This is a genomic window from uncultured Roseobacter sp. (assembly GCF_947492555.1).
Classification (GTDB): Bacteria; Pseudomonadota; Alphaproteobacteria; order Rhodobacterales; family Rhodobacteraceae; genus Roseobacter.
Map to the genome: position 1 here is coordinate 1,048,849 of NZ_CANLNE010000002.1, position 24,746 is coordinate 1,073,594.

General features: G+C 60.1%; 26 protein-coding genes. 17 read left to right on the plus strand and 9 right to left on the minus strand.

Annotated elements, in window-relative coordinates:
* Window positions 1–111: 111 nt before the first annotated feature.
* The 3 genes from rplO to Q1A07_RS12230 all read left to right on the plus strand — a co-directional run bounded on the left by rplO (window position 112) and on the right by Q1A07_RS12230 (window position 2,727).
* Entirely contained in the window at window positions 112–594 is a 483-nt protein-coding gene (rplO, locus tag Q1A07_RS12220; protein ID WP_299781057.1) for a 50S ribosomal protein L15, read from the plus strand.
* Between the two features lie 121 nt (window positions 595–715).
* The gene (gene secY / locus Q1A07_RS12225; RefSeq protein WP_299781060.1) at window positions 716–2,083 is read left to right on the plus strand and encodes a preprotein translocase subunit SecY; all 1,368 of its coding nucleotides are present in this window, start codon (window positions 716–718) and stop codon (window positions 2,081–2,083) included.
* Window positions 2,080–2,727 (plus strand): adenylate kinase, encoded by a 648-nt coding sequence (locus tag Q1A07_RS12230; protein WP_299781062.1) that lies wholly within the window; start codon window positions 2,080–2,082, stop codon window positions 2,725–2,727. Before secY ends, Q1A07_RS12230 begins: the two co-directional genes overlap by 4 nt.
* Before the next feature lie 29 nt (window positions 2,728–2,756).
* Here the strand turns inward: Q1A07_RS12230 and Q1A07_RS12235 are convergent, their stop codons facing one another.
* Window positions 2,757–3,563, minus strand: a complete 807-nt coding sequence (locus tag Q1A07_RS12235) for a hypothetical protein (RefSeq protein WP_299781064.1) — start codon at window positions 3,561–3,563, stop codon at window positions 2,757–2,759.
* A gap of 443 nt (window positions 3,564–4,006) precedes the next feature.
* Between Q1A07_RS12235 and rpsM the strand changes: the two genes are divergently transcribed.
* From rpsM to Q1A07_RS12305, 14 genes are all read left to right on the plus strand, one after another.
* Window positions 4,007–4,375, plus strand: coding sequence for a 30S ribosomal protein S13 (gene rpsM, locus Q1A07_RS12240; protein WP_195819753.1), 369 nt, complete (start codon window positions 4,007–4,009; stop codon window positions 4,373–4,375).
* Window positions 4,376–4,390: 15 nt separating this feature from the next.
* Window positions 4,391–4,780, plus strand: coding sequence for a 30S ribosomal protein S11 (gene rpsK / locus Q1A07_RS12245; protein WP_159974560.1), 390 nt, complete (start codon window positions 4,391–4,393; stop codon window positions 4,778–4,780).
* Between the two features lie 113 nt (window positions 4,781–4,893).
* Entirely contained in the window at window positions 4,894–5,910 is a 1,017-nt protein-coding gene (locus Q1A07_RS12250) for a DNA-directed RNA polymerase subunit alpha (protein WP_195819754.1), read from the plus strand.
* 155 nt (window positions 5,911–6,065) lie between these two features.
* The gene (gene rplQ, locus Q1A07_RS12255) at window positions 6,066–6,485 is read left to right on the plus strand and encodes a 50S ribosomal protein L17 (protein ID WP_299781065.1); all 420 of its coding nucleotides are present in this window, start codon (window positions 6,066–6,068) and stop codon (window positions 6,483–6,485) included.
* Window positions 6,486–6,603: 118 nt separating this feature from the next.
* Window positions 6,604–7,986 (plus strand): trypsin-like peptidase domain-containing protein, encoded by a 1,383-nt coding sequence (locus tag Q1A07_RS12260; protein WP_299781066.1) that lies wholly within the window; start codon window positions 6,604–6,606, stop codon window positions 7,984–7,986.
* Between the two features lies 1 nt (window position 7,987).
* Entirely contained in the window at window positions 7,988–9,295 is a 1,308-nt protein-coding gene (locus Q1A07_RS12265) for a replication-associated recombination protein A (protein WP_299781068.1), read from the plus strand.
* Between the two features lie 31 nt (window positions 9,296–9,326).
* Window positions 9,327–9,707, plus strand: a complete 381-nt coding sequence (crcB, locus tag Q1A07_RS12270; protein WP_299781070.1) for a fluoride efflux transporter CrcB — start codon at window positions 9,327–9,329, stop codon at window positions 9,705–9,707.
* Window positions 9,704–10,747 carry an RluA family pseudouridine synthase gene (locus Q1A07_RS12275; protein ID WP_195819759.1) on the plus strand — a complete coding sequence of 348 codons (1,044 nt, stop codon included), beginning with the start codon at window positions 9,704–9,706 and terminating at the stop codon, window positions 10,745–10,747. Before crcB ends, Q1A07_RS12275 begins: the two co-directional genes overlap by 4 nt.
* Window positions 10,744–11,418, plus strand: coding sequence for an HAD-IA family hydrolase (locus Q1A07_RS12280; protein WP_299781072.1), 675 nt, complete (start codon window positions 10,744–10,746; stop codon window positions 11,416–11,418). Before Q1A07_RS12275 ends, Q1A07_RS12280 begins: the two co-directional genes overlap by 4 nt.
* Entirely contained in the window at window positions 11,415–12,119 is a 705-nt protein-coding gene (locus tag Q1A07_RS12285; protein WP_299781074.1) for an ATP12 family chaperone protein, read from the plus strand. The genes Q1A07_RS12280 and Q1A07_RS12285 overlap by 4 nt, the downstream gene beginning before the upstream one ends.
* A 204-nt stretch (window positions 12,120–12,323) precedes the next feature.
* Window positions 12,324–13,340 (plus strand): amino acid ABC transporter substrate-binding protein, encoded by a 1,017-nt coding sequence (locus tag Q1A07_RS12290; RefSeq protein WP_299781076.1) that lies wholly within the window; start codon window positions 12,324–12,326, stop codon window positions 13,338–13,340.
* Window positions 13,341–13,472: 132 nt separating this feature from the next.
* Window positions 13,473–14,687 carry an ABC transporter permease subunit gene (locus tag Q1A07_RS12295; protein WP_299781078.1) on the plus strand — a complete coding sequence of 405 codons (1,215 nt, stop codon included), beginning with the start codon at window positions 13,473–13,475 and terminating at the stop codon, window positions 14,685–14,687.
* A gap of 5 nt (window positions 14,688–14,692) precedes the next feature.
* Window positions 14,693–15,991: an amino acid ABC transporter permease gene (locus Q1A07_RS12300; RefSeq protein WP_299781080.1), complete on the plus strand. Its 1,299-nt coding sequence runs from the start codon at window positions 14,693–14,695 to the stop codon at window positions 15,989–15,991.
* A gap of 53 nt (window positions 15,992–16,044) precedes the next feature.
* Window positions 16,045–16,815, plus strand: coding sequence for an amino acid ABC transporter ATP-binding protein (locus Q1A07_RS12305; protein ID WP_195819765.1), 771 nt, complete (start codon window positions 16,045–16,047; stop codon window positions 16,813–16,815).
* A 27-nt stretch (window positions 16,816–16,842) separates the two neighbouring features.
* On the opposite strand, the gene Q1A07_RS12310 is transcribed toward Q1A07_RS12305, so the two are convergent.
* The 8 genes from Q1A07_RS12310 to Q1A07_RS12345 all read right to left on the minus strand — a co-directional run bounded on the left by Q1A07_RS12310 (window position 16,843) and on the right by Q1A07_RS12345 (window position 24,665).
* Window positions 16,843–17,337: a histidine phosphatase family protein gene (locus tag Q1A07_RS12310; protein ID WP_299781083.1), complete on the minus strand. Its 495-nt coding sequence runs from the start codon at window positions 17,335–17,337 to the stop codon at window positions 16,843–16,845.
* 4 nt (window positions 17,338–17,341) lie between these two features.
* The gene (locus tag Q1A07_RS12315) at window positions 17,342–17,992 is read right to left on the minus strand and encodes a ferredoxin (RefSeq protein WP_299781085.1); all 651 of its coding nucleotides are present in this window, start codon (window positions 17,990–17,992) and stop codon (window positions 17,342–17,344) included.
* Complete coding sequence (locus tag Q1A07_RS12320; protein WP_299781087.1) at window positions 17,989–18,783, minus strand: sterol desaturase family protein; 795 nt, start codon at window positions 18,781–18,783, stop codon at window positions 17,989–17,991. The genes Q1A07_RS12315 and Q1A07_RS12320 overlap by 4 nt, the downstream gene beginning before the upstream one ends.
* Window positions 18,784–18,840: 57 nt before the next feature.
* Window positions 18,841–19,704 (minus strand): acetylglutamate kinase, encoded by an 864-nt coding sequence (argB, locus tag Q1A07_RS12325; RefSeq protein WP_195819769.1) that lies wholly within the window; start codon window positions 19,702–19,704, stop codon window positions 18,841–18,843.
* A gap of 59 nt (window positions 19,705–19,763) precedes the next feature.
* Window positions 19,764–20,417, minus strand: coding sequence for a ribosome biogenesis GTP-binding protein YihA/YsxC (yihA, locus tag Q1A07_RS12330; protein ID WP_299781091.1), 654 nt, complete (start codon window positions 20,415–20,417; stop codon window positions 19,764–19,766).
* A complete protein-coding gene (locus tag Q1A07_RS12335; protein ID WP_299781093.1) occupies window positions 20,414–21,145 on the minus strand; it encodes an MOSC N-terminal beta barrel domain-containing protein in 732 nt (243 codons plus the stop codon). Before Q1A07_RS12335 ends, yihA begins: the two co-directional genes overlap by 4 nt.
* Complete coding sequence (gene yidC, locus Q1A07_RS12340; protein WP_299781095.1) at window positions 21,142–22,965, minus strand: membrane protein insertase YidC; 1,824 nt, start codon at window positions 22,963–22,965, stop codon at window positions 21,142–21,144. The genes Q1A07_RS12335 and yidC overlap by 4 nt, the downstream gene beginning before the upstream one ends.
* A gap of 155 nt (window positions 22,966–23,120) precedes the next feature.
* Window positions 23,121–24,665 carry a bifunctional diguanylate cyclase/phosphodiesterase gene (locus tag Q1A07_RS12345; protein WP_299781097.1) on the minus strand — a complete coding sequence of 515 codons (1,545 nt, stop codon included), beginning with the start codon at window positions 24,663–24,665 and terminating at the stop codon, window positions 23,121–23,123.
* Window positions 24,666–24,746: the final 81 nt, after the last annotated feature.

The following is a 24,746-nucleotide window of genomic DNA, read 5'->3' on the forward strand; positions in this document are numbered from 1 at the left end:
CAAAGGGCGTCTATACGCCCACGATCACCCAATGGGGTGACAGAGAATCGAAACGCCGTGTTTGCCCGCTCCCGTCGCTGGGGGGTACATCCGGCCAAAGGAGAAGCGACAATGAAACTGAATGAACTGTCTGACAACGCAGGCGCCACCAAGAAACGCAAGCGCGTCGGTCGTGGCCCAGGTTCCGGCACCGGTAAAATGGGTGGCCGCGGGATCAAAGGTCAGAAATCCCGCTCGGGCGTGGCGATTAACGGGTATGAAGGCGGGCAGATGCCGCTCTACCAACGCCTACCGAAGCGTGGCTTCAACAAGCCGAACCGCAAGCAATATGCCGTCGTGAACCTCGGCCTGATCCAGAAATTCATCGACGCCAAGAAGATCGACGTCAAGAAAGCGATCACCGAGGACGTTCTGATTGAGTCCGGCCTGATCCGTCGCAAGCGCGATGGCATCCGTGTTCTGGCCAAGGGTGACGTGACGGCAAAGCTGGACCTGACGGTCACAGGCGCGTCCAAATCCGCCATCGAAGCGGTGGAAAAAGCGGGCGGATCGCTGACCGTGGCGGCGCCGGTCGCGGAAACGTCAGAGGCCTGACGGCCTAGTTCAGGCTTGTGGGCGGCGTCATCGCCGCTTACATAGTCTTTCAAGTTTTCCCGAACGCCGCCCGCCGGAAAACGGCTCGGGCGGCGTGTCCGTATCAAAAGAGAGCCCGTTCATGGTATCTGCTGTCGAAAGCATGGCCGCCAACACCAGCTGGTCCGCGCTGGGTAAGGCCACCGACCTTCGCAATCGTATCCTTTTCACGCTTGGTCTGCTGATCGTTTACCGTCTGGGCACGTTCATCCCGGTGCCGGGCATCGACGGTGTGGCCCTGCGCGAGTTCATGGAGCAGGCGGGGCAGGGCATCGGTGGCATGGTCAGCATGTTCACCGGGGGCGCGCTGGGACGGATGGGCATCTTTGCCCTTGGGATCATGCCCTACATTTCGGCCTCGATTATCGTTCAGCTGATGACCTCGATGGTGCCGTCGCTGGAGCAGCTCAAGAAAGAGGGCGAGCAGGGCCGCAAGAAGATCAACCAGTATACACGTTACGGCACGGTGCTGCTGGCCACATTGCAGGCCTACGGGTTGGCTGTGAGCCTCGAAGCAGGCGATATCGTAACCGATCCGGGCCTTTTCTTCCGCATGTCGTGCCTGATCACGCTGGTCGGTGGCACGATGTTCCTGATGTGGCTGGGCGAACAGATCACCGCGCGTGGCATCGGCAACGGTATCTCGCTGATCATCTTCGTGGGCATCATCGCTGAAGTGCCCGCGGCGCTGGCGCAGTTCTTTGCCTCCGGCCGCTCGGGCGCGATCAGCCCGGCAGTGATCATCGGGGTGATCATCATGGTCATTGCTACGATCATGTTCGTGGTCTTCATGGAGCGTGCGCTGCGCAAGATCCACATCCAGTACCCGCGCCGCCAGGTCGGCATGAAGGTCTATGACGGCGGCTCCAGCCACCTGCCGGTCAAGGTGAACCCGGCGGGCGTGATCCCGGCAATCTTTGCCTCCTCCCTGCTGCTGCTCCCCGTGACCATCAGCACCTTTTCGGGCAATTCTACCAACCCGTTGATGTCCTGGTTGCTGGCGAACTTTGGTCCCGGACAGCCACTCTACCTGACGTTCTTCGTGGCGATGATTGTCTTCTTCGCCTACTTCTACACCTTCAACGTCAGCTTCAAACCGGACGATGTGGCGGATAATCTGAAAAACCAGAACGGCTTTGTGCCCGGCATCCGGCCCGGTAAGAAGACCTCCGAGTATCTCGAATACGTGGTCAACCGTGTGCTGGTGTTGGGCTCAGGCTATCTGGCGGCGGTCTGCCTGCTGCCGGAAATCCTGCGTGGACAGTTCGCCATTCCCTTCTACTTTGGGGGCACGTCCGTGCTGATCGTCGTGTCGGTGACCATGGACACGATCCAGCAAGTGCAGAGCCATCTTTTGGCGCATCAATACGAAGGTTTGCTTGAAAAGTCGCAGCTGCGCGGTAAATCTGGCGGCAAACCACGCAAGAAACGGAGCCCCGTCCGCCGATGAATATTATCCTACTGGGGCCTCCCGGGGCTGGCAAAGGGACGCAGGCGCGTCACCTCGTAGACACACGCGGCATGGTGCAGCTCAGCACCGGTGATATGCTGCGCGAGGCCAAGGACAGCGGCACGGAAATGGGTAACATCGTGGCGGACGTCATGGCCCGCGGCGCGCTTGTGACCGACGAGATCGTAATCGGGTTGATCAAGGAAAAGCTGCAGACCGTCAAAGCCAGCGGATTTATCTTTGATGGCTTCCCGCGCACGCTGGCGCAGGCAGATGCCCTGGGCGACCTGCTTGAGAGCCAGAATGAGACCCTCGACGCGGTGATCGAGATGCGTGTGGATGACGCAGCACTTGTGGCGCGGATCGTCGCGCGCTCGACCTGCGCGATGTGCGGTGAGGTCTATAACGACAACACCAAGCCAATCCCGGCGGATGGCAAATGTACCAATTGCGGGGGCACCGAGTTCAAACGCCGCGCGGATGACAATGAAGAAAGCCTCAAGACCCGCCTGATGGAATACTACAAGCAAACCTCGCCGCTGATCGGGTATTACTATGCCAAAGACATGCTCTCGCGCGTGGATGGGCTGGGCAGCATTGATGCCGTCCAGGGCGAAATCGGCGCGGCGCTCGACGCATCCTGACGAACCGGGGCGACTGGCACTCCGTTGTGCTAGACTTGATCGGGCCTTCTGATCTGTTTTGCAAAGTCAGGTAGGCGCTTTTTGATAAAGTCGTAGAACTTGGTGTTGCGCTCGTTTGTGTCGGTCACGCCTTGAATATGCAGGATGGCGGCTTTGAGGACGGAGACCACCTGCTTGTTGGTCTCGAATTTTGCGGCAATTCCCCGGGACGGATGCCATCCCTGCACCTTTCCATTACTCACTCTCTTGAAAACCTCGAAGAGGGTCAGGTTGTCGGGAGGATCAGCGGCCTCGGTGTCAAAGGCGCTTTCGTGGCTCGGGACCGGGGTGACCCAGTCAGGCAGCTTGTCGACAGGCGTATTGATCAAATAGTTCGAAAGCCACAATTTTCGGGTGCGGCGGTATCGATCTGATGCTTCTTTGCGCCTTTCCTCGTTGTCTTTTTTGGGGTCTGTCGCGTCATAGAGCAGTTTGAACAGACCCCTGTTTCTGTCACTGAACAGTTTAAACGCAACCTTTATGTCAATGTTGAATTGGTGCGTCGCGGTCTTCTTTGGGTCATGTTTGCTCAATTCCGGCCCATGGCCGTGGGTCGTTCGGATCCGCCCGTTTGCGAAGTAAATGCTGCCGATCAGGCCGTCCTTGACGCTGGCGATGAGCTTGACCTTGGACTGTTCCTTGTAATCCTCCACGGCCCACTCCGGGACGCTTGAGCTTGTGGCCCACGCAGGCGTCTCGTTCTGACCATAGTCGGGCAGGAACGGGCTGGAGGAGGTATCAACTTCGCGTTGCGCAACGGTGCTGGCCCGCGACTGCACCCGCCGCAGCTGTGTCACAGCGGCGCTGTCATCCGCTTTGGCCTGCAGTGCGCCCAGTGCAGGGCTGGCTTTGCCACCGGCTTGAGCAGGGCGGGGGGATGTATGTTTCATACGCTTGGAGGCAGGACGGGTGGTGGTGAGTTTTGACATCGAAGGTCCCTTGACGGCAAACGGATACGATACAACCTAGCCTAGAGGTATTGAGGGGTCTATACTCGCGTGGGCTGTTGTCACCCGGCGAAGTTTGGCTGCCTGAAATGACATCGCATCGGCGGGTTGACGCCTGCGCCAAAACCCCATAACACGCGCTATCTCTAACGAGAATCAATTTGTCTCAACGGTCGCTCCCGCGAGGCAAGATCACCTGATCAGCTGACGCCCGATGCTCTTAAAAGACTCGGGCTTACGTTGTGAAAAAAGGGTCTGGAACTACGGACCCGCAACGAAAAGGAATAGACCACGTGGCACGTATTGCCGGCGTAAACATCCCGACTGCAAAGCGGGTTCCCATCGCCCTCACATATATCACCGGTATCGGCAACACTTCGGCAAAGGCAATTTGCGAAGCGGTTGGTATCGACGCGACCCGCCGGGTCAACGAACTCTCCGACGCTGAAGTGTTGGCTGTGCGCGAGCACATCGACGCCAACTATACCGTCGAAGGTGACCTGCGTCGCGACACGCAGATGAACATCAAGCGCCTGATGGACCTTGGCTGCTACCGGGGCCTGCGCCACCGTCGCAACCTGCCGGTCCGCGGTCAGCGCACCCACACCAACGCTCGCACCCGCAAAGGCCCCGCAAAGGCCATTGCCGGTAAGAAGAAATAAGGGAGGGTCTGACCAATGGCACGTGACAGAGTACGCGTTAAGAAAAAGGCCAGCAAGAACATCGCCGCCGGTGTGGCGCATGTGAACAGCTCTTTCAACAACACCAAGATCCTGATTTCCGATGTGCAGGGCAATGCGATCTCTTGGTCGTCGGCTGGCACCATGGGCTTCAAAGGCTCGCGGAAATCCACACCCTACGCGGCCCAGATGGCGGCAGAGGATGCGGGCCGCAAGGCGCAGGAACACGGCGTCAAGACGCTGGAAGTGGAAGTGCAGGGTCCCGGCTCTGGCCGTGAAAGCGCGCTGCGTGCTTTGGCCGCTGCCGGGTTCAACATCACCTCGATCCGCGACGTGACGCCGATGGCGCACAACGGCTGCCGCCCGCCGAAGCGCCGCCGCGTTTAAGCAGAAATTGACTATCGGGGCTGCGGGATTTCTCGCGGCCCCCATCCGCTTTTTTGAAACCTCGAGAGTCTTCGCCTTTAGGACATGGGGCGCCGGCAAGAATGGAGGGACGCATGATCCACAAGAATTGGGCTGAATTGATTAAGCCGCAACAGCTTGACGTGAAACCGGGCAACGATCCGGCACGGCAGGCAACCGTGACCGCCGAACCGCTGGAGCGCGGCTTTGGTCTGACCATGGGCAACGCACTGCGCCGCGTGCTGATGAGCTCGCTGCAAGGGGCGGCGATCACCTCCGTTCAGATCGACAACGTGCTGCATGAGTTCTCCTCCGTGGCCGGTGTGCGCGAAGACGTGACCGACATCATCCTGAACCTCAAGGGTGTATCCCTGCGCATGGAAGTCGAAGGGCCCAAGCGCCTGTCGATTTCAGCGAAAGGTCCGGGCGTTGTTACTGCGGGCGATATTTCGGAATCGGCTGGCATTGACGTGCTGAACCGCGAACATGTGATCTGCCACCTCGATGACGGCGCTGATCTCTACATGGAACTGACCGTCAACCAGGGCAAAGGCTATGTCTCTTCCGAGAAAAACAAGCCCGAAGACGCGCCCATCGGCCTGATCCCGATCGATGCGATCTATTCGCCGGTCAAGAAAGTCAGCTATGATGTTCAGCCGACCCGTGAAGGTCAGGTGCTGGACTATGACAAGCTGACCATGAAAGTCGAAACGGATGGTTCGCTGACGCCAGACGACGCTGTAGCCTTTGCCGCGCGTATTCTGCAGGACCAGCTGGGCATCTTCGTCAACTTCGACGAGCCTGAGTCCGCCTCCCGCGCGGATGAGGATGATGGTCTTGAGTTCAACCCGCTGCTGCTGAAGAAAGTCGACGAGTTGGAACTGTCTGTCCGCTCGGCCAACTGCCTGAAAAACGACAACATTGTCTACATCGGTGATCTGATCCAGAAAACCGAAGCGGAAATGCTGCGCACGCCGAACTTTGGCCGTAAATCCCTGAACGAGATCAAGGAAGTGCTCTCGGGCATGGGTCTGCACCTCGGCATGGACGTCGAAGACTGGCCGCCAGACAACATCGAGGACCTGGCGAAGAAATTCGAAGATTCCTTCTAAGGGGTCTTCACGGAGACACCCGCCTCTGGTGGGACAATGCCCGCGGGTGGCGGGGACGTACCGGGTCGCAAGGCCCCAAGGAGAACCGGGTGACACGCATCACCCGGTCAGACAAAGCAAAACCGCCCGTAGAGGGCACATTTAGGAGATAGAAAATGCGTCACGCACGTGGATACCGCCGTCTGAACCGCACACATGAGCACCGCAAGGCGCTCTGGGCAAACATGGCCGGCTCGCTCATCGAACATGAGCAGATCAAGACAACCTTGCCAAAAGCCAAGGAACTGCGCCCGATCATCGAGAAGATGATCACGCTGGCAAAACGCGGCGATCTGCACGCGCGCCGTCAGGCCGCAGCCAAGCTGAAGCAGGACCAATATGTCACCAAGCTGTTTGACGTGCTGGGCCCGCGCTACAAGGACCGTCAGGGCGGTTACGTCCGCGTCCTGAAAGCAGGCTTCCGTTATGGCGACATGGCGCCGATGGCAATCATCGAGTTTGTGGATCGCGATCGCGACGCCAAAGGTGCCGCTGATAAGGCACGCCTTGCGGCTGAGGATGCTGCGGAAGAGTAAGGCCCATCCGGTGGATGTGGTTGAAGGGCCCCTGCGGATGCAGGGGCTTTTTTTGTTCGGGTGGGCAACTTTGGGGTTGCTTGCAATTCGACCGGGTCGTTTGCATATTTTGGGAACAATGAAACGTTTCGCAGTTCTCCTTTTTTGTCTGCTGCCTACGCTGGTGAGCGCGGAGACACGCGTGCCGCAAAGTCAGTCTGAGATTACGCTGAGTTTTGCGCCACTGGTGCGCGAAACGGCCCCGGCGGTTGTCAATATCTATGCCCGCTTCGTGACGGAAACGCGCCGCCGTACGCCCTTTATGGACGACCCGTTCTTTGACGGGTTTTTTGAAGGCTTTGGCCGACCTGAGCCGCGGGTGCAGAACTCGCTGGGGTCCGGTGTGATCCTGTCCGAGGACGGGATCATCGTCTCGAACTACCACGTTGTGGGGATGGCGACCGATATTCGCGTTGTTTTGTCGGACCGACGCGAATTTACCGCGCGGGTTTTGCTGGGAGACGCGGAAAGCGATCTTGCCATTCTTCAGCTGGAAGGGGTGGCAGATCTTCCTTATCTGCCGCTGCGCGCCTCAGATACCGTCGAAGTCGGTGAACTTGTCCTTGCCATCGGCAACCCCTTTGGCGTCGGCCAGACGGTGAGCAGCGGGATCGTGTCCGGCTTGGCACGTTCTGGCGCTGCTACGGGATCGGGGCGTGGATATTTCATTCAGACCGACGCGCCGATCAACCCGGGCAACTCCGGTGGCGCGCTGATTGACGTGCGTGGGGAGCTTGTCGGGATCAATACATCGATCCTGACCCGCTCCGGTGGATCCAATGGCATCGGCTTTGCGATCCCGTCAGATCTTTTGGCCGCTTTCGTGGCGCAGGCACGTGAGGGGCGCACCAGTTTCGCACGGCCATGGGCCGGAATGGGAGGCCAGCCTGCGGATGTCGAGATAGCCGAAGCCTTTGGCCTTGACCGTCCCGGCGGGATCATCATTTCAGCAATGCATGCGGAAAGCCCCTTTGCGCAGGCCGGTGTCGCCGTGGGAGATGTGATCGTTGCTGTGGATGATCACCCGGTCAACACGCCGCCCGAGATGCTGTACCGGATGAGCGTCACGGGGCTGGGGCAAACCGCACAGGTTACCTTTCTGCGGGATGGTGAAGAGCGGAACACCGGGGTACGCCTGATCGCGGCGCCTGATTTACCTGATCGCGAGCCTGTGGTTTTGCAGGATACCGATATTTTGCCGGGGCTTGGGCTGGTACGGGTGAACCCCGCGGTAATTTCGGAGTACACCCTGCCGCTGGAGAGCAAAGGCGTTCTAGTGACGGATACAGGGCGTTTTGGCGCACGCGTGGGCTTTCAGGTCGGTGATGTAATCGTGGGGATCAACGAACAGGGTGTGGCACGTCCGCGTGACGTGGCGGCCGCGTTTCGCGCCCGCGCGCGCGGCTATGCAGTGACCGTGATCCGCGGAAACCGGCGCCTCCAATTGCGGTTTGGGGTATGACGTGACCGATCTTTTTGCCAGCGAAACTGTCCCAGAACCGGTCGGCCACCGCCCGCTGGCCGACCGGCTGCGTCCGCAAACCCTAAGTGAGGTGATCGGGCAGGATCAGATACTGGGGCCGGAAGGGCCGCTGTCGGTCATGTTGGCCTCCGGCACGCTCAGTTCGCTGATTTTCTGGGGGCCGCCGGGGGTAGGAAAAACCACAATCGCGCGGTTGCTGGCGCATGAGACCGACCTGCATTTCGTACAGATCAGCGCGATCTTCACCGGCGTTCCGGATTTGCGCAAGGTGTTCGAGGCGGCGAAAATCCGGCGGCAGAACGGGCAGGGCACGCTGCTCTTCGTGGACGAAATCCACCGCTTCAACAAGGCACAGCAGGACGGCTTCCTGCCGCATATGGAGGATGGCACGATCCTGCTGGTGGGGGCGACCACCGAAAACCCATCCTTCGAGCTGAACGCGGCTGTGATGAGTCGGGCGCAGGTTATGGTGCTCGAACGGCTCGATCTGAAGGACCTTGAGCTGCTGGCCCAGCGGGCGGAAAAGGAACTGGACCGCGCTTTGCCACTGGAGGGGGCGGCGCGCGAGGCACTATTGGAGATGGCCGATGGCGACGGGCGGGCCCTGCTCAATCTGATCGAACAGGTGGCCGCGTGGAAGGTGGAAGGCAAGCTGGACACCACGGCCCTCTCGGCCCGGCTGATGCGGCGGGCGGCGCAATACGACAAGGGCGGGGATGCCCACTACAACTTGATTTCGGCCCTGCACAAGTCCGTGCGCGGGTCAGACCCGGATGCCGCACTCTACTGGTTTGCGCGGATGCTGGAAGGCGGTGAAGACCCACGCTATCTGGCCCGGCGGATCACCCGCATGGCGGTGGAAGACATCGGGCTGGCGGACCCGCAGGCGCAGGTGATCTGTTTGCAATCCTGGGAAACCTACGAACGGTTGGGCTCCCCCGAAGGCGAACTGGCGCTTGCGCAGGCCCTAGCCTATCTGGCGCTGGCCCCGAAATCCAACGCAACCTATGTGGCCTACAAAGGCGCGCGCGCCGCGGCCAAGCAAACCGGCTCCGAGCCGCCGCCGAAACACATCCTGAACGCGCCAACCTCGATGATGAAGGATCAGGGGTACGGGGCAGGCTATGCCTATGACCATGACGCCGAGGACGGGTTTTCGGGGCAGAACTACTTTCCTGAGAAAATGGCTCGCCCGAGCCTTTATCAACCGGTCGAACGTGGCTTTGAGCGTGAGTTGAAAAAGCGTCTGGACTACTTTGCCAAGCTGCGGGCAAAGCGCGAAACTTGACAATCACAGGCGGGTACGTGACAGACCGCGCATGATGAAAACTCTGATCTTGGTGGCCGCGGGTGGCGGGCTTGGCGCATCTTTGCGGTTCCTCTGGGGCGTTTCCGTGATGCGGGTGACCGGCCCATCCGACTTCCCCGTGGCGATCATGATGGCAAATGTGCTGGGCTCCTTTCTTATGGGCGTTTTCGTGGTGCTGGCAGCGCATAAGGGGCTGACGTATCTGAGCCCCTTTGTGATGACCGGTCTTTTGGGCGGGTTCACCACCTTCTCGGCCTTTTCACTGGAGGCGGTGACCTTGATCGAGCGCGGTGATCTTGGGGCCGCCGGGCTCTATATGGCGCTCTCCGTCGTCCTTTCCGTTGGAGGTTTGATGCTGGGCCTCTGGATGACACGCGGGGTGCTGCTATGAGCCGGGTTCAGACAGTGACGGTTGGCGAGGAGGATGCCGATCAGCGGCTGGATCGGTGGTTCCGCCGTCAGTTCCCCCAGATCAGCCAGGGGCTGATCGAGAAGATGTGTCGCAAGGGTGAAATCCGCGTGGACGGTGGCCGGGTCAAGGCTGCCACGCGTCTGGACGCGGGGCAGCAGGTGCGGGTGCCCCCCCTGCCGGACAGGGCAGCACCGCCGCCGGAACCCCGCACGTCGGTTTCGGACGCAGACAGCAAGCTGATCCAGTCCTGCGTGATTTATCGCGACGACCACGTCATTGCGCTGAACAAACCCGCCGGATTACCGACGCAAGGAGGGTCGAAACAGACCCGCCACGTGGACGGGCTGGCAGAGGCGTTGAAATTCGGCTTTGACGAAAAACCACGACTGGTGCATCGGCTCGACAAGGACACCTCGGGCGTCTTGCTGCTGGCCCGTACCCGGCTTGCGGCCAAGGCGCTGACCGCAGCGATGCGGCACCGTGAGACGCGCAAGATTTACTGGGCGCTCGTCGCCGGAGTCCCGACGCCGTACCTTGGCGAGATCAAGTATGGGCTGGTCAAGGCGCCGGGTCACGGGCGCGGCGGCGAGGGCGAAAAGATGATCGCGCTGCACCCGCGTGACATCGATGACACCCCCGGGGCAAAGCGGGCGCATACGCTTTATGCCACGCTCTACCGTGTCGGTTCTCGCTCCGCCTGGGTTGCGATGGAACCGCTGACGGGGCGGACCCACCAGCTCCGGGCACATATGGCAGAGATCGGGCATCCGATTGTCGGTGACGGCAAATACGGCGGCTCCGGGCAGGAAAACATGGGTGATGGTTGGGGCGCGCAGCTGGGTGGCATAATTTCCAAGAAACTGCATCTGCACGCGCGGATGATGCGCTTTGAGCATCCTGAAACACGCAAGACCATCACAGTGACGGCCGATCTGCCGGAGCATATGGCGCAGAGCTGGGAGACCTTCGGTTGGACCGAGGATCTTGCGGCGGAAGACCCCTTTGAGGCCTTGGGATGAGCGGCGCCTTGCGGCTGGTGATCTTTGATGTGGATGGCACGCTGGTGGACAGCCAGGGTGATATTCTGGCGGCCATGGGGGAGGCGTTTGACGCGGTTGATTTGCCGCGCCCGTCGCGCGCAACCGTACTGGGCATCGTGGGCCTGTCCCTTGAGGTCGCGATGGCCCGCTTGGCCCCGGAAGCCGATCATGCTCGCATGGTGCAAGCCTACAAAGACGCCTACATGACGCTTCGCGCAAAAACTGGCGCCGCGCAGTCGTCGCCGCTCTATCCCGGCGCCCGTGAGACTCTGGAGCGGTTACAGTCCGAGCCGGATGTCCTTTTGGGGGTCGCGACCGGTAAATCCAAACGCGGGCTGGACAAGCTGATCGAAGCACACGCGCTGGAGAATGTATTCGTGACCCGGCAGGTTGCGGATTTTCATCCGTCCAAACCGCACCCGTCGATGATTTTTCAGGCCATGTTGGAGGCCGGTGTGCAACCGCAGGACACGGTGATGATTGGCGACACCAGCTTTGATATGGAGATGGCAGCAGCCGCTGGCGTGTCCGGATTTGGCGTCAGCTGGGGGTATCACCCTGTCTCCGCCCTCTCTGCCGCGCAACTGGTGCTGGACGAGTTTTCCGCCCTTGAAGGCGCGCTGCAAACACGGTGGAGGGCCTCGGCATGAGCGAATGGAAAGCCAAGCGGTTCTGGAAAGCGGTTGACATCGCCGAAGTGCGGGAAGGCTTCGGGATCGAACTCGACGGACGCCCGGTGAAGACACCCGCGAAACGGGCACTTCTCGTGCCCACACGCGGCTTTGCCCAAGCGGTTGTGGCGGAATGGGAGGCGCAGGAAGAGCTTATTGACCCGCAGAGCATGCCCTTCACCCGCACCGCCAATGCCGCCCTAGACAAGGTGGCGATCCAACATGCGGAGGTTGCGGATATGCTGGCGGCCTACGGCGATAGCGATTTGCTCTGCTACCGGGCAGAGCAGCCTGCCGAACTGGTGGCGCGTCAATCCGAGCGTTGGGATCCACTGCTGGCCTGGGCGGAACAGGTGTTGGGGGCCCGACTAGAAGCGCGGGCGGGCGTGATGCATGTGCCGCAGGACGCGCAGGCGCTTGCAGCGCTTACCGCACGGGTGCACGCGCTATCTGATTTTCAGCTCGCGGCCTTCCATGACCTCGTCAGCCTGTCGGGCTCCCTGATTCTGGGCTTCGCCGCCACGCAAGATGTGCAAACTATTCAAGCGCTTTGGGACATATCGCGTCTGGATGAACTCTGGCAGGCAGAGCAATGGGGCGTGGATGACGAAGCGGAGGCCGCTGCAGCCATAAAACAGGCGGCGTTTGAGCATGCCAAAACAGTTTTTGACCTATCATAGGGTCAAAAATCCCGCGTACCGTGAGGAAAGCTAAAACATAACGGCAAGACGGGCTGATTTTGCCATGCCTGCCCTTGACGTTATTGCGTGAATTCGCCCAGTATATCGCCCACTTGGAAGGTCAAAACTTTCAATATCGCCTCCGGCCTAACATGTGCCGGTCGACCCGCCGTTAAACTGGCGGAAAATCAGGAAGAGGTAAAAATGAAAAAATCAGTAATCCTTGGCGCGCTAACCGTCGCTGGCCTGTCGGCTGGTGCTGCGGCCGCTGGTACGTTGGACGACGTCAAAGCGCGCGGCAAACTCAACTGCGGCGTGACCACAGGTCTCGTGGGCTTCGCGGCACCGGATGCGAACGGCGAATGGAAAGGCTTTGACGTGGCGGTATGCCGCGCGATTGCCGCCGCCGTTCTGAACGATCCGACAGCCGTTGAATTCGTACCGACAACGGGCAAAACACGTTTCACGGCGCTTGCGTCCGGTGAAATCGACGTTCTGGCTCGGAACACCACATGGACCTTCAGCCGGGACGTTGACCTCAAGTTCACCTTTGTGGGTGTGAACTACTACGATGGTCAAGGCTTCATGGTTCCCAAAGCACTGGGTGTTTCGTCGGCTAAAGATCTCGATGGTGCGACCGTCTGCATCCAGACCGGTACAACCACCGAGCTGAACCTCGCGGACTTCTTCCGCGCCAACAACATCAGCTACGAGCCGGTGCCGATCGAGACCAATGCCGAAGCGCAGCAGCAGTACCTTGCCGGTGCCTGCGACGTCTACACAACGGACGCATCTGGTCTGGCCGCGACACGTGCGACATTCGAAGCGCCGGGCGACCACGTCCTGCTGCCCGAGATCATCTCCAAGGAGCCGCTGGGCCCGCTTGTCCGTCATGGCGACGACGAATGGGGTGACGTTGTCCGCTGGACGCTGAACGCGCTGATCACAGCTGAAGAGCTGGGTGTAACATCCGCCAACGTGAACGAGATGGCAGCCAACACCGGTAACCCGGAAGTGGCGCGTCTGCTGGGCACCGAAGGCACGCTGGGTGATATGCTCGGTCTGGACGCCGAATGGTCCAAGCGCGCGATTGCCGCTGGCGGTAACTACGGTGAAGTCTTTGCCAAGAACATCGGTGAAGAAACGCCCATCGGTCTGGCACGCGGGCTGAACGCCCAGTGGACAGATGGTGGTCTGATTTACTCGCCACCGTTCCGCTAAGAACGAAACGGACAAGGGCGCAGGGACACTCCTGCGCCCTTTCCTTATGACGACCCACAAAACGAAAACCCGGCCACAGAGACGCCCAAGCGTCCGTAAAAACCAAAGGCCGGAACCACGGGGAAAAATTCAATGACGACACTGACGGACCCACCACGGGAGTCCTTCCGCCTGTCTATGCTGATCAATGACACGCGGTATCGGTCACTCACGTTCCAGGCGATTGCGCTGCTGGTCTTGATCATCGCATTTGCATATTTGACGAATAATCTGCTCACCAACCTCGCTGCGGCTGGATTGAACATCGCCTATGATTTCCTGGGCTCGCCGGCCGGCTATGACATCAACCAGACGCTTGTGGAGTACGACAGCCAGTCCACCCACGCCCGCGCGGCGCTTGTCGGTATTCTGAACACGCTGCTGGTGGCTTTTCTGGCCTGCATCACCGCGACCGTCTTTGGCGTGATCGCGGGCGTTCTGAGGTTGTCGAACAACTGGCTCGTCTCCAAACTCATGGCGTTTTACGTGGAGATTTTCCGGAACATCCCCGTGCTGATCTGGATCATCATCATCTTCACGATCATGACTGCCGTCCTGCCGGGGCCGCGTGAATTCCGTGGCGACAATCCGACGTCGACGATGCTTCTCGATCTTTTTGCCTTTACCAACCGTGGTATCTACATTCCCGCCCCTGTCTGGGGGCCGGGTTCGATGGTGGTGGTTGCGACCTTCATCGCATCGGTGATCGGCGTCATCGCCTATCGGCGCTACGCGACCAATCTGCTTTATGCCACGGGTCGCCTGTTACCCATGGGATGGCCCAGCCTTGCGATCTTCTTCGTGCCGACCATCCTGATGTTCTACATCATGGGGCGTCCGATCGGCCTGGATGTCCCGGAGCTGCGAGGCTTCAACTTTCAGGGCGGTATCAAGGTCGGCGGTCCGCTGATCGCGCTGTGGTTCGCATTGTCGGTCTACACAGGGGCCTTCATCGCGGAGAATGTGCGCGCCGGTATCCAGGCGGTCAGCAAGGGACAGACCGAAGCTGCATCTGCGCTGGGGTTGCGCCCTGGTCGCGTCATGAACCTCGTGGTCTTGCCACAGGCGCTGCGCGTCATCATCCCGCCACTGATCTCGCAGTATCTCAACATCACCAAAAACTCATCGCTGGCGATTGCCGTGGGCTACGCGGATATCACCGCGACGCTGGGGGGCATCACGCTCAACCAGACGGGCCGTGCGATTGAGTGCGTGCTTTTGCTGATGCTGTTCTATCTCACGATCTCCCTGTCGATCTCGGCGATCATGAACGTCTACAATAACTCCGTGAAACTGAAGGAGCGCTGAGGCCCATGTCAGATACACATGCCCAAACCGTCGCCTTCGTGCGTGAAACGGAAATCCCCGAAGCCGCGCCACCCTATGCGGCCACCGGGCCTGTCAAATGGATGCGCGAGAACCTTTTCGCGACACCGGCAAATGCACTGCTGACGGTGGTAGCCGCCTATGCGATCTATCTGATCCTCGCGCCCACGCTGCCGTGGATCCTGAACGGGGTCTGGACCGCCAACAGCCTCGCGGAGTGCCGCGAGATCCTGCAGGGCGCGACGGGCGCCTGTTTCGCGGTGCTGACCGAACGCTGGCCGCAGCTGCTCTTTGGCTTCAAATATCCTTCGGAGCTCTACTGGCGTCCATCACTGGCCTTCGTGCTGCTGTTTGTCGCCGTAGCGCCGGTGCTGTTCTTCGATCTGCCGCGCAAGCTGCTGATCTTCACCGGGCTCTTCCCTTTCATCGCCTACTACCTGATCTGGGGCGGCACCATCTTCGTGCCGATTCTGGCGCTTGTAGGCTGTCTGGGGGGGTATGCCGTCTACCAGCGGTTCGTCACCGGCAGCTTTGCCGCAGGATTCTTCGGGGGCATCGCAGCGGCCCTGTTGATCTGGTACATCGGCGGTCTGCTGATCCCGGATGGCGCATCCGAAAACGCCATGCTGACACCGGTGCCCAGCCGTGATCTGGGTGGGTTCATGCTCAACATGATGTTGGGTGTCACCTGCGTGTCGCTGTCGATCCCCATCGGGATCGCCCTGGCACTGGGGCGTCAGTCCAGTATGCCGCTGATCAAGGTGGTCTGTGTCGTCTTCATCGAATTCATCCGCGGCGTGCCCCTGATCACGCTGCTTTTCGTGGCCTCGGTGATGCTGGCCTATTTCTTCCCGCCCGACTCCACGGTCGATCTGTTCCTGCGCGTGGTGATCATGATCACCATGTTCTCGGCGGCCTATATCGCCGAGGTGATCCGGGGCGGCCTCGCGGCCCTGCCGAAGGGGCAGTACGAGGCGGCGGACAGCCTAGGGCTCGATTACCCGCAGGCGATGCGGCTGATCATCCTGCCGCAGGCGCTGAAGATTTCCATCCCCGGTATCGTGAACGTGGCGGTGGGGCTTTTCAAGGATACTGTCCTGGTATCCGTGATTTCCATGTTCGACCTTCTCGGCATGATCCGCGGGCCGATCCTCGCCTCGACCGAGTGGAATGGCGTCTACTGGGAGCTCTTGGGCTTTGCGTCGCTGCTGTTCTTTGTCGTCTGCTACGGCATCTCGCAATACTCGCAATGGCTCGAACGTCGCCTCGCGACCGACCACCGTTAATCTTCCCTCACCTCGCGAAAGCGGCAGGGAAATAGAAAAGAAAGGCCTGACCAATGGCTGAACACGCAACTCAAATGCAGGTCTCGGATGAGATCGCCATCACCATCTCCAAGATGAACAAATGGTACGGCACGTTTCACGTGCTGCGCGACATCGACCTCACGGTCAATCGCGGTGAACGTATCGTCATCTGCGGCCCCTCGGGCTCGGGGAAATCCACGCTCATCCGCTGCATCAACGCACTGGAAGAGCACCAGCAGGGGTCGATTGAGGTCGATGGTACGCTGCTGTCCTCGGATCTGAAAAACATCGACAAGATCCGCTCCGAAGTCGGCATGTGCTTTCAGCACTTCAACCTCTTCCCGCATCTGACGATCCTGGAAAACTGCACACTGGCGCCGATCTGGGTGCGCAAGACGCCCAAGAAGGAAGCCGAAGAGACGGCGATGCACTTCCTTGAGAAGGTCAAAATCCCCGATCAGGCGATGAAGTATCCCGGCCAGCTTTCGGGTGGTCAGCAGCAGCGGGTGGCGATTGCGCGCTCCTTGTGCATGCGCCCGCGCATCATGCTCTTTGATGAGCCGACCTCGGCCCTTGATCCGGAGATGATCAAGGAGGTGCTCGACACCATGATCGAGCTCGCCGAAGAGGGCATGACCATGCTCTGCGTGACCCACGAAATGGGCTTTGCCCGTCAGGTGGCGAACCGCGTCATCTTTATGGATGCCGGCCAGATCGTGGAACAGAACGAGCCAGAGGCCTTCTTCAACAACCCGCAAAGCCCGCGCACACAGCTGTTCCTCAGCCAGATCCTGGGCCACTGACAGGTAGGGTGGGCTTTCAGGCCACCTTTACACCAGCTCCCGCGGAATCACGAAATCAATCGGCTGGCCTTCGTGCCAGCCGATTGCCTTCCAGCCTTCTGCATCGAAATCAACGACCAGTGTTGCCCCGGTTGGAAAATCGGCAAACCGGTTATGCTGGGGTGGCACCTCAACGATCCGCTCTGCCATCTCGGCAATGCCTGCATTGTGACCCAGCATTAGAACGCAGCGACCCGTTGCCGTGTGCAGGACGTCCAGCATGGTCTCCGGTTCGGCCAGGTAGAGTGCCCGGGTGAACGTAACAGGTACGTCATCCGGCACCGCGAGCCCCAGCACCGTCTGCCCTGTCCGCTCGGAGGACGAGCTCAACACCTGATCTGGCCGGTAGCCCTTGGTACGTAACCAGTTTCCAAGGGCCTTGGCAGAGGCCAGCCCGCGCGTGTTCAACGGGCGGTCGTGATCACTCAGATGCGGATGATTCCAGTCCGATTTTGCGTGACGCATGAGGATCAGTCTGAGCACGGGGTCATCCTTTGAAGGCGGCCATGTGGAAGGCCGATTGTGCCGGGGCGCGGCCAAAGCGTTGCGAAACGGGGCAAGCGCGCCGAACCCTGCACCCTTGCAGCATGCAATCCTGGCCCGGGTCCGTTTCCAGATAACTTTTGCACTTCGGTACATCGTAGGCATGGGTGGCCGCAAGGGCGTCAACCGGACAAGCGGTTGTGCAGGGTTGATCGGAACAGCTGTCGCACGGGCTTGGTGCGACAGCGGCGGGGATGTCCAACACTGCGTCGATCCACAGCGCCCCGCGGATGGAGATCATCAACCCGGCGTCGTCATGGATCATCATGCCGGTCGGGCTCTGAAAAAAGCGTCCCGTGTCCAATGCCCAGCGGATGAAAGGTGCGTAGGGCGGGCCATCAGAAGGGAAAACCGCCGCGCCACCCAGCGTCTTTGCAATCTCGCCGATTACACGCTTTGACCACCGATCCAGCGGGTTCGGCCGGTTGTCGCGGTACTCCGCAGCGGCAGTGAAATGAGCCCAGCAGTCACGGCCCGCCCCCAGCAGCACCAGCGTTTCGCCAGCGTCGCCAGTGTCAGACCGTGTTCCATGTCTCGCGCCCATGACAAAGAGCCCGAAGGGCGCTGCCAGTCTTGAGATATCCTCCAGGGTCATTTCCTGGCGAAGGGCAGGGCGATGGACCACCCGAACCGGCTGGGCCGGTCATCCTGCCACTCCAGCCCAACTTCCATGTCATCATGCCCGGCCGCTGGCTGCGCGATATAGGTGCCGAACATCTGGTCCCAGATTGACAGGGCGAACCCGTAGTTGCTGTCGTGCTCGGAACGATGCACGGAATGATGCACCCGGTGCATATCCGGCGTGACCAGCACGCGCCGCACAATCGCGTCGAGCCAAAGCGGCAGGCGGATGTTGGCATGATTGAACATCGCCGTGCCGTTCAGCAGGATCTCGAAAAGGATGACGGCAATGGCCGCCGGGCCCAGCAGGTAGACCAGGCCGATTTTCAAAAGCATGGAAAGGGCAATCTCCACCGGGTGAAATCGGATCGCCGTGGTCACATCCATATCCACATCGGCATGGTGCACGCGGTGCAGCCGCCAGAGGATCGGCACCTTGTGAGTGATCAGATGTTGCAGCCAGATCGCGAAGTCGAGCACCAGAATGGCGATGCCGATCTCCAACCAGTCCGGCCAGCCAAGGGCATTGAACAGACCCCAGCCCTGGGCCTGCGCATCCACGGCAGCCCCGACGGCAAGCAGCGGCATCGCAAAAGCCAGCGCCCGCAGCGTCAGCGTGTTGGCGATGGTGATGCCCCAGTTCGTGGTCCAGCGCCGACGCCTTGTCTGGCTGCGAACACGCCGTGGCGCCAGTGCCTCAAGCGTGGCCAGAACGGCGAAAAGGCCCAGAAAGATGCTCAGGCGGATGACAACTTCGTTTTCCATGGCACACATGTACTGCAGCGCACGGTCCAGACCAAGCGACAGCTTGACACATCTGCGTTAGCCCGCGCGGATGATCGACCCCGCGCCATGCTCGGTAAAAAGCTCCAGCAGGCAGGCATTGGGCGCACGCCCATCGAGGATGACCGCCGCCCGGACGCCGCCCTCGATGGCCTCCAACGCGGTCTCTGTCTTGGGGATCATACCGCCAGCGATGGTCCCGGCGCTGGTCATCTCGCGGATCTGATCGGCGCTGAGCTCGGTGACCACCTCGCCGCTTTCGTTTTTCACGCCGGCGACGTCGGTGAGCAGCAAGAGCCGGTCGGCCTTGAGTGCGGCGGCCACGGCGCCCGCCGCCGTATCGCCGTTGATGTTGAAGGTTTCGCCCTCACGACCCATGCCAAGCGGGGCAATGACGGGGATGTATTCCTTCTCTGTCAGATCGCGCAGCAGCCTTGGATTGACCTCTTGCGGCGCGCCGACAAACCCTAGATCCGGGTCCGCTTGCGTGCAGGTGATCATTCCTGCATCCTTGCCCGACAGCCCCACGGCGCGCCCGCCCTGACGGTTAATCGCCTGCACGATCCGCTTGTTCACGAGACCGGCGAGCACCATTTCCACCACATCCATGGTTGCCGCATCCGTGACCCGCTTGCCGTTCACGAAGTCCGATTTGATCTGCAGCTTTTCCAGCATCGCGTTGATCATCGGCCCACCACCGTGCACGATCACCGGGTTCACGCCGACCTGCCGCATCAAGACGACGTCACGCGCAAACTCTTCCATCGCAGCATCGCTGCCCATGGCGTGACCACCGAGTTTGATCACCACCGTCGCATTGGCATAGCGCTGCAGGTACGGCAGGGCCTTGTTGAGGGTGCTTGCGGTTGCGATCCAGTCACGGTTCATGTCTTGGGTCTTCATCTTTGGGCCATCCGTTGCGGCGTTATGATTGCGTGCCCGCCGTCGCGCAAGGGGCCCGTCTACTCGAGTGTCGCGATGATAGATCGCAAAGTCGGGATGCCCCAGCCCTTTTCGCTGGAGGTCACGATGATCTCCGGGTAGGCGGCGGGATGTTTGGCCAATGCGGCACGCACCTGATCCAGGACCTTGGCGCGTTCCGCTTCCTTCACCTTGTCCGCTTTGGTCAGGACCACATGGAAGGTGACCGCGGCGCTGTCGAGCAGGCTCAGGATCTCATCATCCACTTTCTTGACGCCGTGGCGCGCGTCGATCAGCACAAAGGCGCGGCGCAGGGTCTGACGCCCCGACAGATATTGTTTCAGCAGCCGCTGCCATTTCTCGACAACCGGCACCGGCGCATTGGCGAAACCGTAGCCCGGCAAATCGACCAGATAGTGCTCTTCACCGGCGGTGAAAAAGTTGATCTCCTGCGTGCGGCCCGGCGTGTTCGAGGCCCGTGCCAATCCCTTGCGGCCGGTCAGCGCATTGATCAGTGAGGATTTCCCGACGTTGGAGCGCCCGGCAAAACACACCTCCAGCCGGTCAGGCTCCGGCAAGCCCGACATCGCAACCACGCCTTTGACGAATTCGGTGTCGCCTGCAAAGAGCAGCCGCCCGGTTTCGAGCGTTTGGGGATCGGGCTCCTCGGCAATGGGGAAGGGCAGTGCACTCATGTCAGTGCGTCACCGACACCGGCGGAGCCTGCTTTGCTCACCTTGAAATAGACGCCAAAGTCCCGTGTATTCCATCCGTCTTCCAACAGCCGCAGCATGCCCAGATCACGGCTGCCTTTCACCGGGTTCGCGTCCGGTGCGCGACACCGCTCGATGGGTTCCACCGGGCTGAGCGTTGCGGTGCCCAGCGTGATGTCGGATTTCAACAGATCGATCTCTTCCCAGGGCGCAAGGCCGTCGAGCCATAGGTTGATCCGAAAACGGCGCATATCGACGTCCATCCCCGCCTTCTGGCTGAGCGCACGCAGTGAGGCCAGATTGCCGATGGAGACGGAGGCGTAGGATACATCGGTCATGCCCTGAGCCGGTGCTTTGACCAGCCGGGCGGGACCGGGGCGATTGTCTGGCCATAGATCGCCGATCCAGTCTGCCAGCACGCCCGTGCCGCTTGCCGGGCTGAAGTCCAGCGGTGCGCGATCCGGATGTGTCAGCCGCACGCCACCGGGTGTTTCTGCGGCGGTGATGGCTGACAATCGCGGACCGGAGGCAACCTGCAGAAAGTTGCGCCGGGGTTGCCACTCGTCAGTGTCCTCAGCTTCCGCATTCAGCAAAGCCCAGGCACGATCCCCCACAACCGCTTGTTCAGGGTCGAGATCGACCCGCTCCACCGCCTCACTGCCAAGACCCTTGAGGGGGTGTCGCCAGATATGGGCGAGGATCACGGTCACTTGTCCGCGTCCTCGGCAGCTTTGCGTTTGAAACTGCTCTTGATGTTGCCGAAGACATCAGGCGAGTAGCCTTGGCTGCGCATGATCAGGTACTGTTGCGTGAAGGTGATCGTGTTGTTCGCAATCCAGTAGACCACAAGACCGCTGGCAAAGCTGCCCAGCATGAACATGAAGACCCAGGGCATCCAGGCAAAGATCATCTGTTGCGTCGGGTCCGTGGGCGCGGGGTTCAGTTTTTGCTGCAGCCACATGGAAATACCCAGCAGCAGCGGCAGGATACCGATGAAGATCAGTGCCATGATTGAGGTCGGTTCGGGACCCGCGAAAGGCAGAAGGCCAAAGAGGTTCATGATCGAGGTGGGGTCGGGGGCGCTGAGGTCCTGAAAGGGACCGAAGAAAGGCGCGTGCCGCAATTCGATGGTAACGAAGATCACCTTGTAGAGCGAGAAGAAAATCGGAATCTGCAAGAGGATGGGCAGACAGCCCGCGGCGGGGTTCACCTTTTCGCGCTTGTAGAGCTCCATCATGCCCTGCTGCATCTTCTGCCGGTCGTCGCCCGCCTCTTCCTTCAGTTTCTCCATCTGCGGCTGGAGCTCTTTCATCTTGGCCATGGAGACATAGGATTTGTAGGCCAGCGGGAAGAGCAGCGCCTTGATGATCAGGGTCAGCCCGATGATCGCCCAGCCCATATTGCCGATCAGCTGGTTCAATTCGTGCAGCAGCCAGAATATGGGTTTCGTCAGGAAGAAGAACCACCCCCAGTCGATGCTGTCGATGAACCCTTCAACGCCCGCGGACTGGTAGTTGCGGATGGTTTCCCATTCCTTGGCGCCCGCGAACAGCTGGCTGGTCACAGTGACGGAGGTGCCGGGGGCCACGGTTTGGGTCGGCTGCACCGTTTCCGCCTGGTAGATATCGCGACGCTCATCGTATTTGGCGACCGACTTGAAGGCGCTGCCCGGTGCGGGGATCAGCGTGGACATCCAGAAGTGGTCGGTGAACCCGATCCAGCCATTTTGGGCGACCTGTGTGATCTCAGCACGCGCGCCTTCGCGTTCTGCGAATTCGAAATCAGGCATGTCCGACCAATCGGTTTCGGTCAATTCGCCATCTGCCATGGCGACGACACCCTCATGAAGGATGAAGAAGTTCTTCAGATCCGAAGGTTCACCGTGGCGTGCCAGAACGCCGTAGGGGGCCATGCTGACGGGTCCTGCGCCGGTGTTGGCAACGGATTGTGTGACCGTGAACAGATAGTCGGCATCAATGGCAATCGTGCGCGTGAAGAGCTGGCCGGCACCGTTGTCCCATGTCAGCGTAATCGGGTTGTCAACTGTCAGGGTTTCACCGCTGGCCAGTGCCCAGAGTGTATTGGGCCCCGGCACTGAAGACGGATCCATCCCGGCACCCGGCGCCCAGCCATAAAGCGCATAGTAAGCGTCGGCTGTGCCCACAGGAGAGAGCATCTTGACGATTTCGGCGCCTTCTTCCTGGGTGACCCGGTAGTCATTAAGAGACAGATCGTCGATCCGCCCGCCAAGCAGGGAGACGGAGCCGCTGACCCGGTCTGTCAGGACGGGGACGCGTGGTGCGTCGGCCAGGGCATCCTCACGGGTTTCCGTTTCAGGCGCCGCCTGCGTTTCAGCCGTTGAAGAGGGGACGGTCGCAATAGCCGTGCCCTCTGATCCCGTGGTTTGTGCCGCTGATGGACTTTCCAGCGGCACCTCCGGTTCAGGGGGGGGGAACAGGATAAACCAGACCAGGATCACGAGGAAACTGAGTGCTGTTGCAAGAATAAGGTTCTTGTTTTGATCGTCCATCTGGGACAGCCACCTGATCTGTTTGTATCAGCGTGGGTTCAACAGAGTGCAGCCCCAAAGGTCAAGCGGATTCGGGGTCTTTGGGCTGTTTTCACTCAGGTAGACAGAGATGGATGGGGCATTTCAGCTGCGACGCTAGTGGTACCCTTTTCAGGTCAGTTGGCGCGATTGCCCAAGATGCGCGGCACATCCTTAAGCTTGGTGTTGTGGTTCGCAATCCATGTGAGTGTTTCGTCAAAGGGCATGGGCTTTCCGATCCCGAAGCCCTGAACATGATCGCATCCAAGCTGCGCAAGCAACGCGTGTTCGCCAACAGTTTCCACACCTTCCGCCAGCGTTTCGACACACAGACGCTCGGCCATGGTCAGGATGGCGCTGATCATGCGTTGCTGTTCGGGGTCACGGTCGGCTTTCATCACAAAGGATCGGTCAATTTTGATCCTGCTGACCGAGAAGCGGCGGATGGAGGCAATGGAGGCATGGCCCGTGCCAAAGTCATCCAGATCTATGCGGCAGCCCAGTTCGCCCAACCCATTGATATTGCGTGCAATGATGTCATCTGGCGCGTTCGAGACAACGGTTTCCAGCACTTCGACGGCCAGACGTTCCGGGGTCAGGTGAAAGCGGTCAAGTTCCCATTTGACTTTGTCGATGAGTCGCGGGTTGCGCAGTTCCGGGCCTGCAAAGTTTACACCGATCTGGGGGACAGAGGCCCCTGCGTCATCCCATGCTTTCATGGCGGTAAAGGCGTGGAACATCATGACCTCAGCCAAGCGCTCCAGCATGTCGGACTGTTCGACTGCAGGCAGAAAATCAGCGGGTGAGATCATGCCGCGCTGGGGGTGATTCCAGCGTGCCAGCGCTTCAAATCCCGTTACGCGACCGGTATCCGTCGAAATCTGGGGCTGGAACCAAGGTCTGATGTCGCCATTCTCCAGCGCGTTGGCGACTTCCTGACGCAATTCGGCGCGCGTTTCGGTTCGGCGCTTCATTTCATCGGAATAGGCACGGATCGCATTGGGCCCGTGAGCTTGCGCCTCGCGGAGTGCTGTGCGGGCAGCTTCAATCCAGGCGCGCGGTGATTTGTTGATCACACGTGTGTGCTGGCAGAACCCAACGGATGTAGTGATGTACACGGTTGTACCGTCAATGGAAATCGGTTCCTCAAGCGCTGTTTGCAGCCGACCTGCCAGTTGAATGCAGAGTTCGAGGTCGAGCTGCTTGACCGGTTTCAGGCAAGCGGTGAATTTGTAGTCCCCGGTTCGGGCAATCGCATCGCCATCGCGCAGTACGGATGCGACACGCTCGCCTGCGCGCGCGACGATCAAATCAGTTGCTGCTTGACCATACCGGTCGACGATGCCGTCCGTCTCGTCGATCTCAACTTTAAAAATCGCTGAAAAGTGTGAGGTTTCGCGAACCTGCTTGAAGACACGCGCCACGGTTTCCTCGAATGCGTCCCTGTCCTGCAAGGGTGAGCGACTGGTATTTTTAGGTGCCCGGGAGGCTGCGCCATTCCCGCCAATGAGGACATAAACAAGAGGCATTGCAACAGCGACCGCAATTAACGCCGTGTCCCCGCCGAGCCAGTAAACGACCAGGGAGATTGCGGGTAGACAGGCCAGCGCCAAGGGGCGTGTCAAAATTCCGGCAATCTTGCTGCGCATCCCCGCAGCTTTCTTGGCAAAGACCCCTGCCATATTGCGTACCTTTCAGACCCGTGCACAAAGCACATTGCCGTGCAAGATATGCTGGTACCCATGACCCGCCCGTTAACAAAG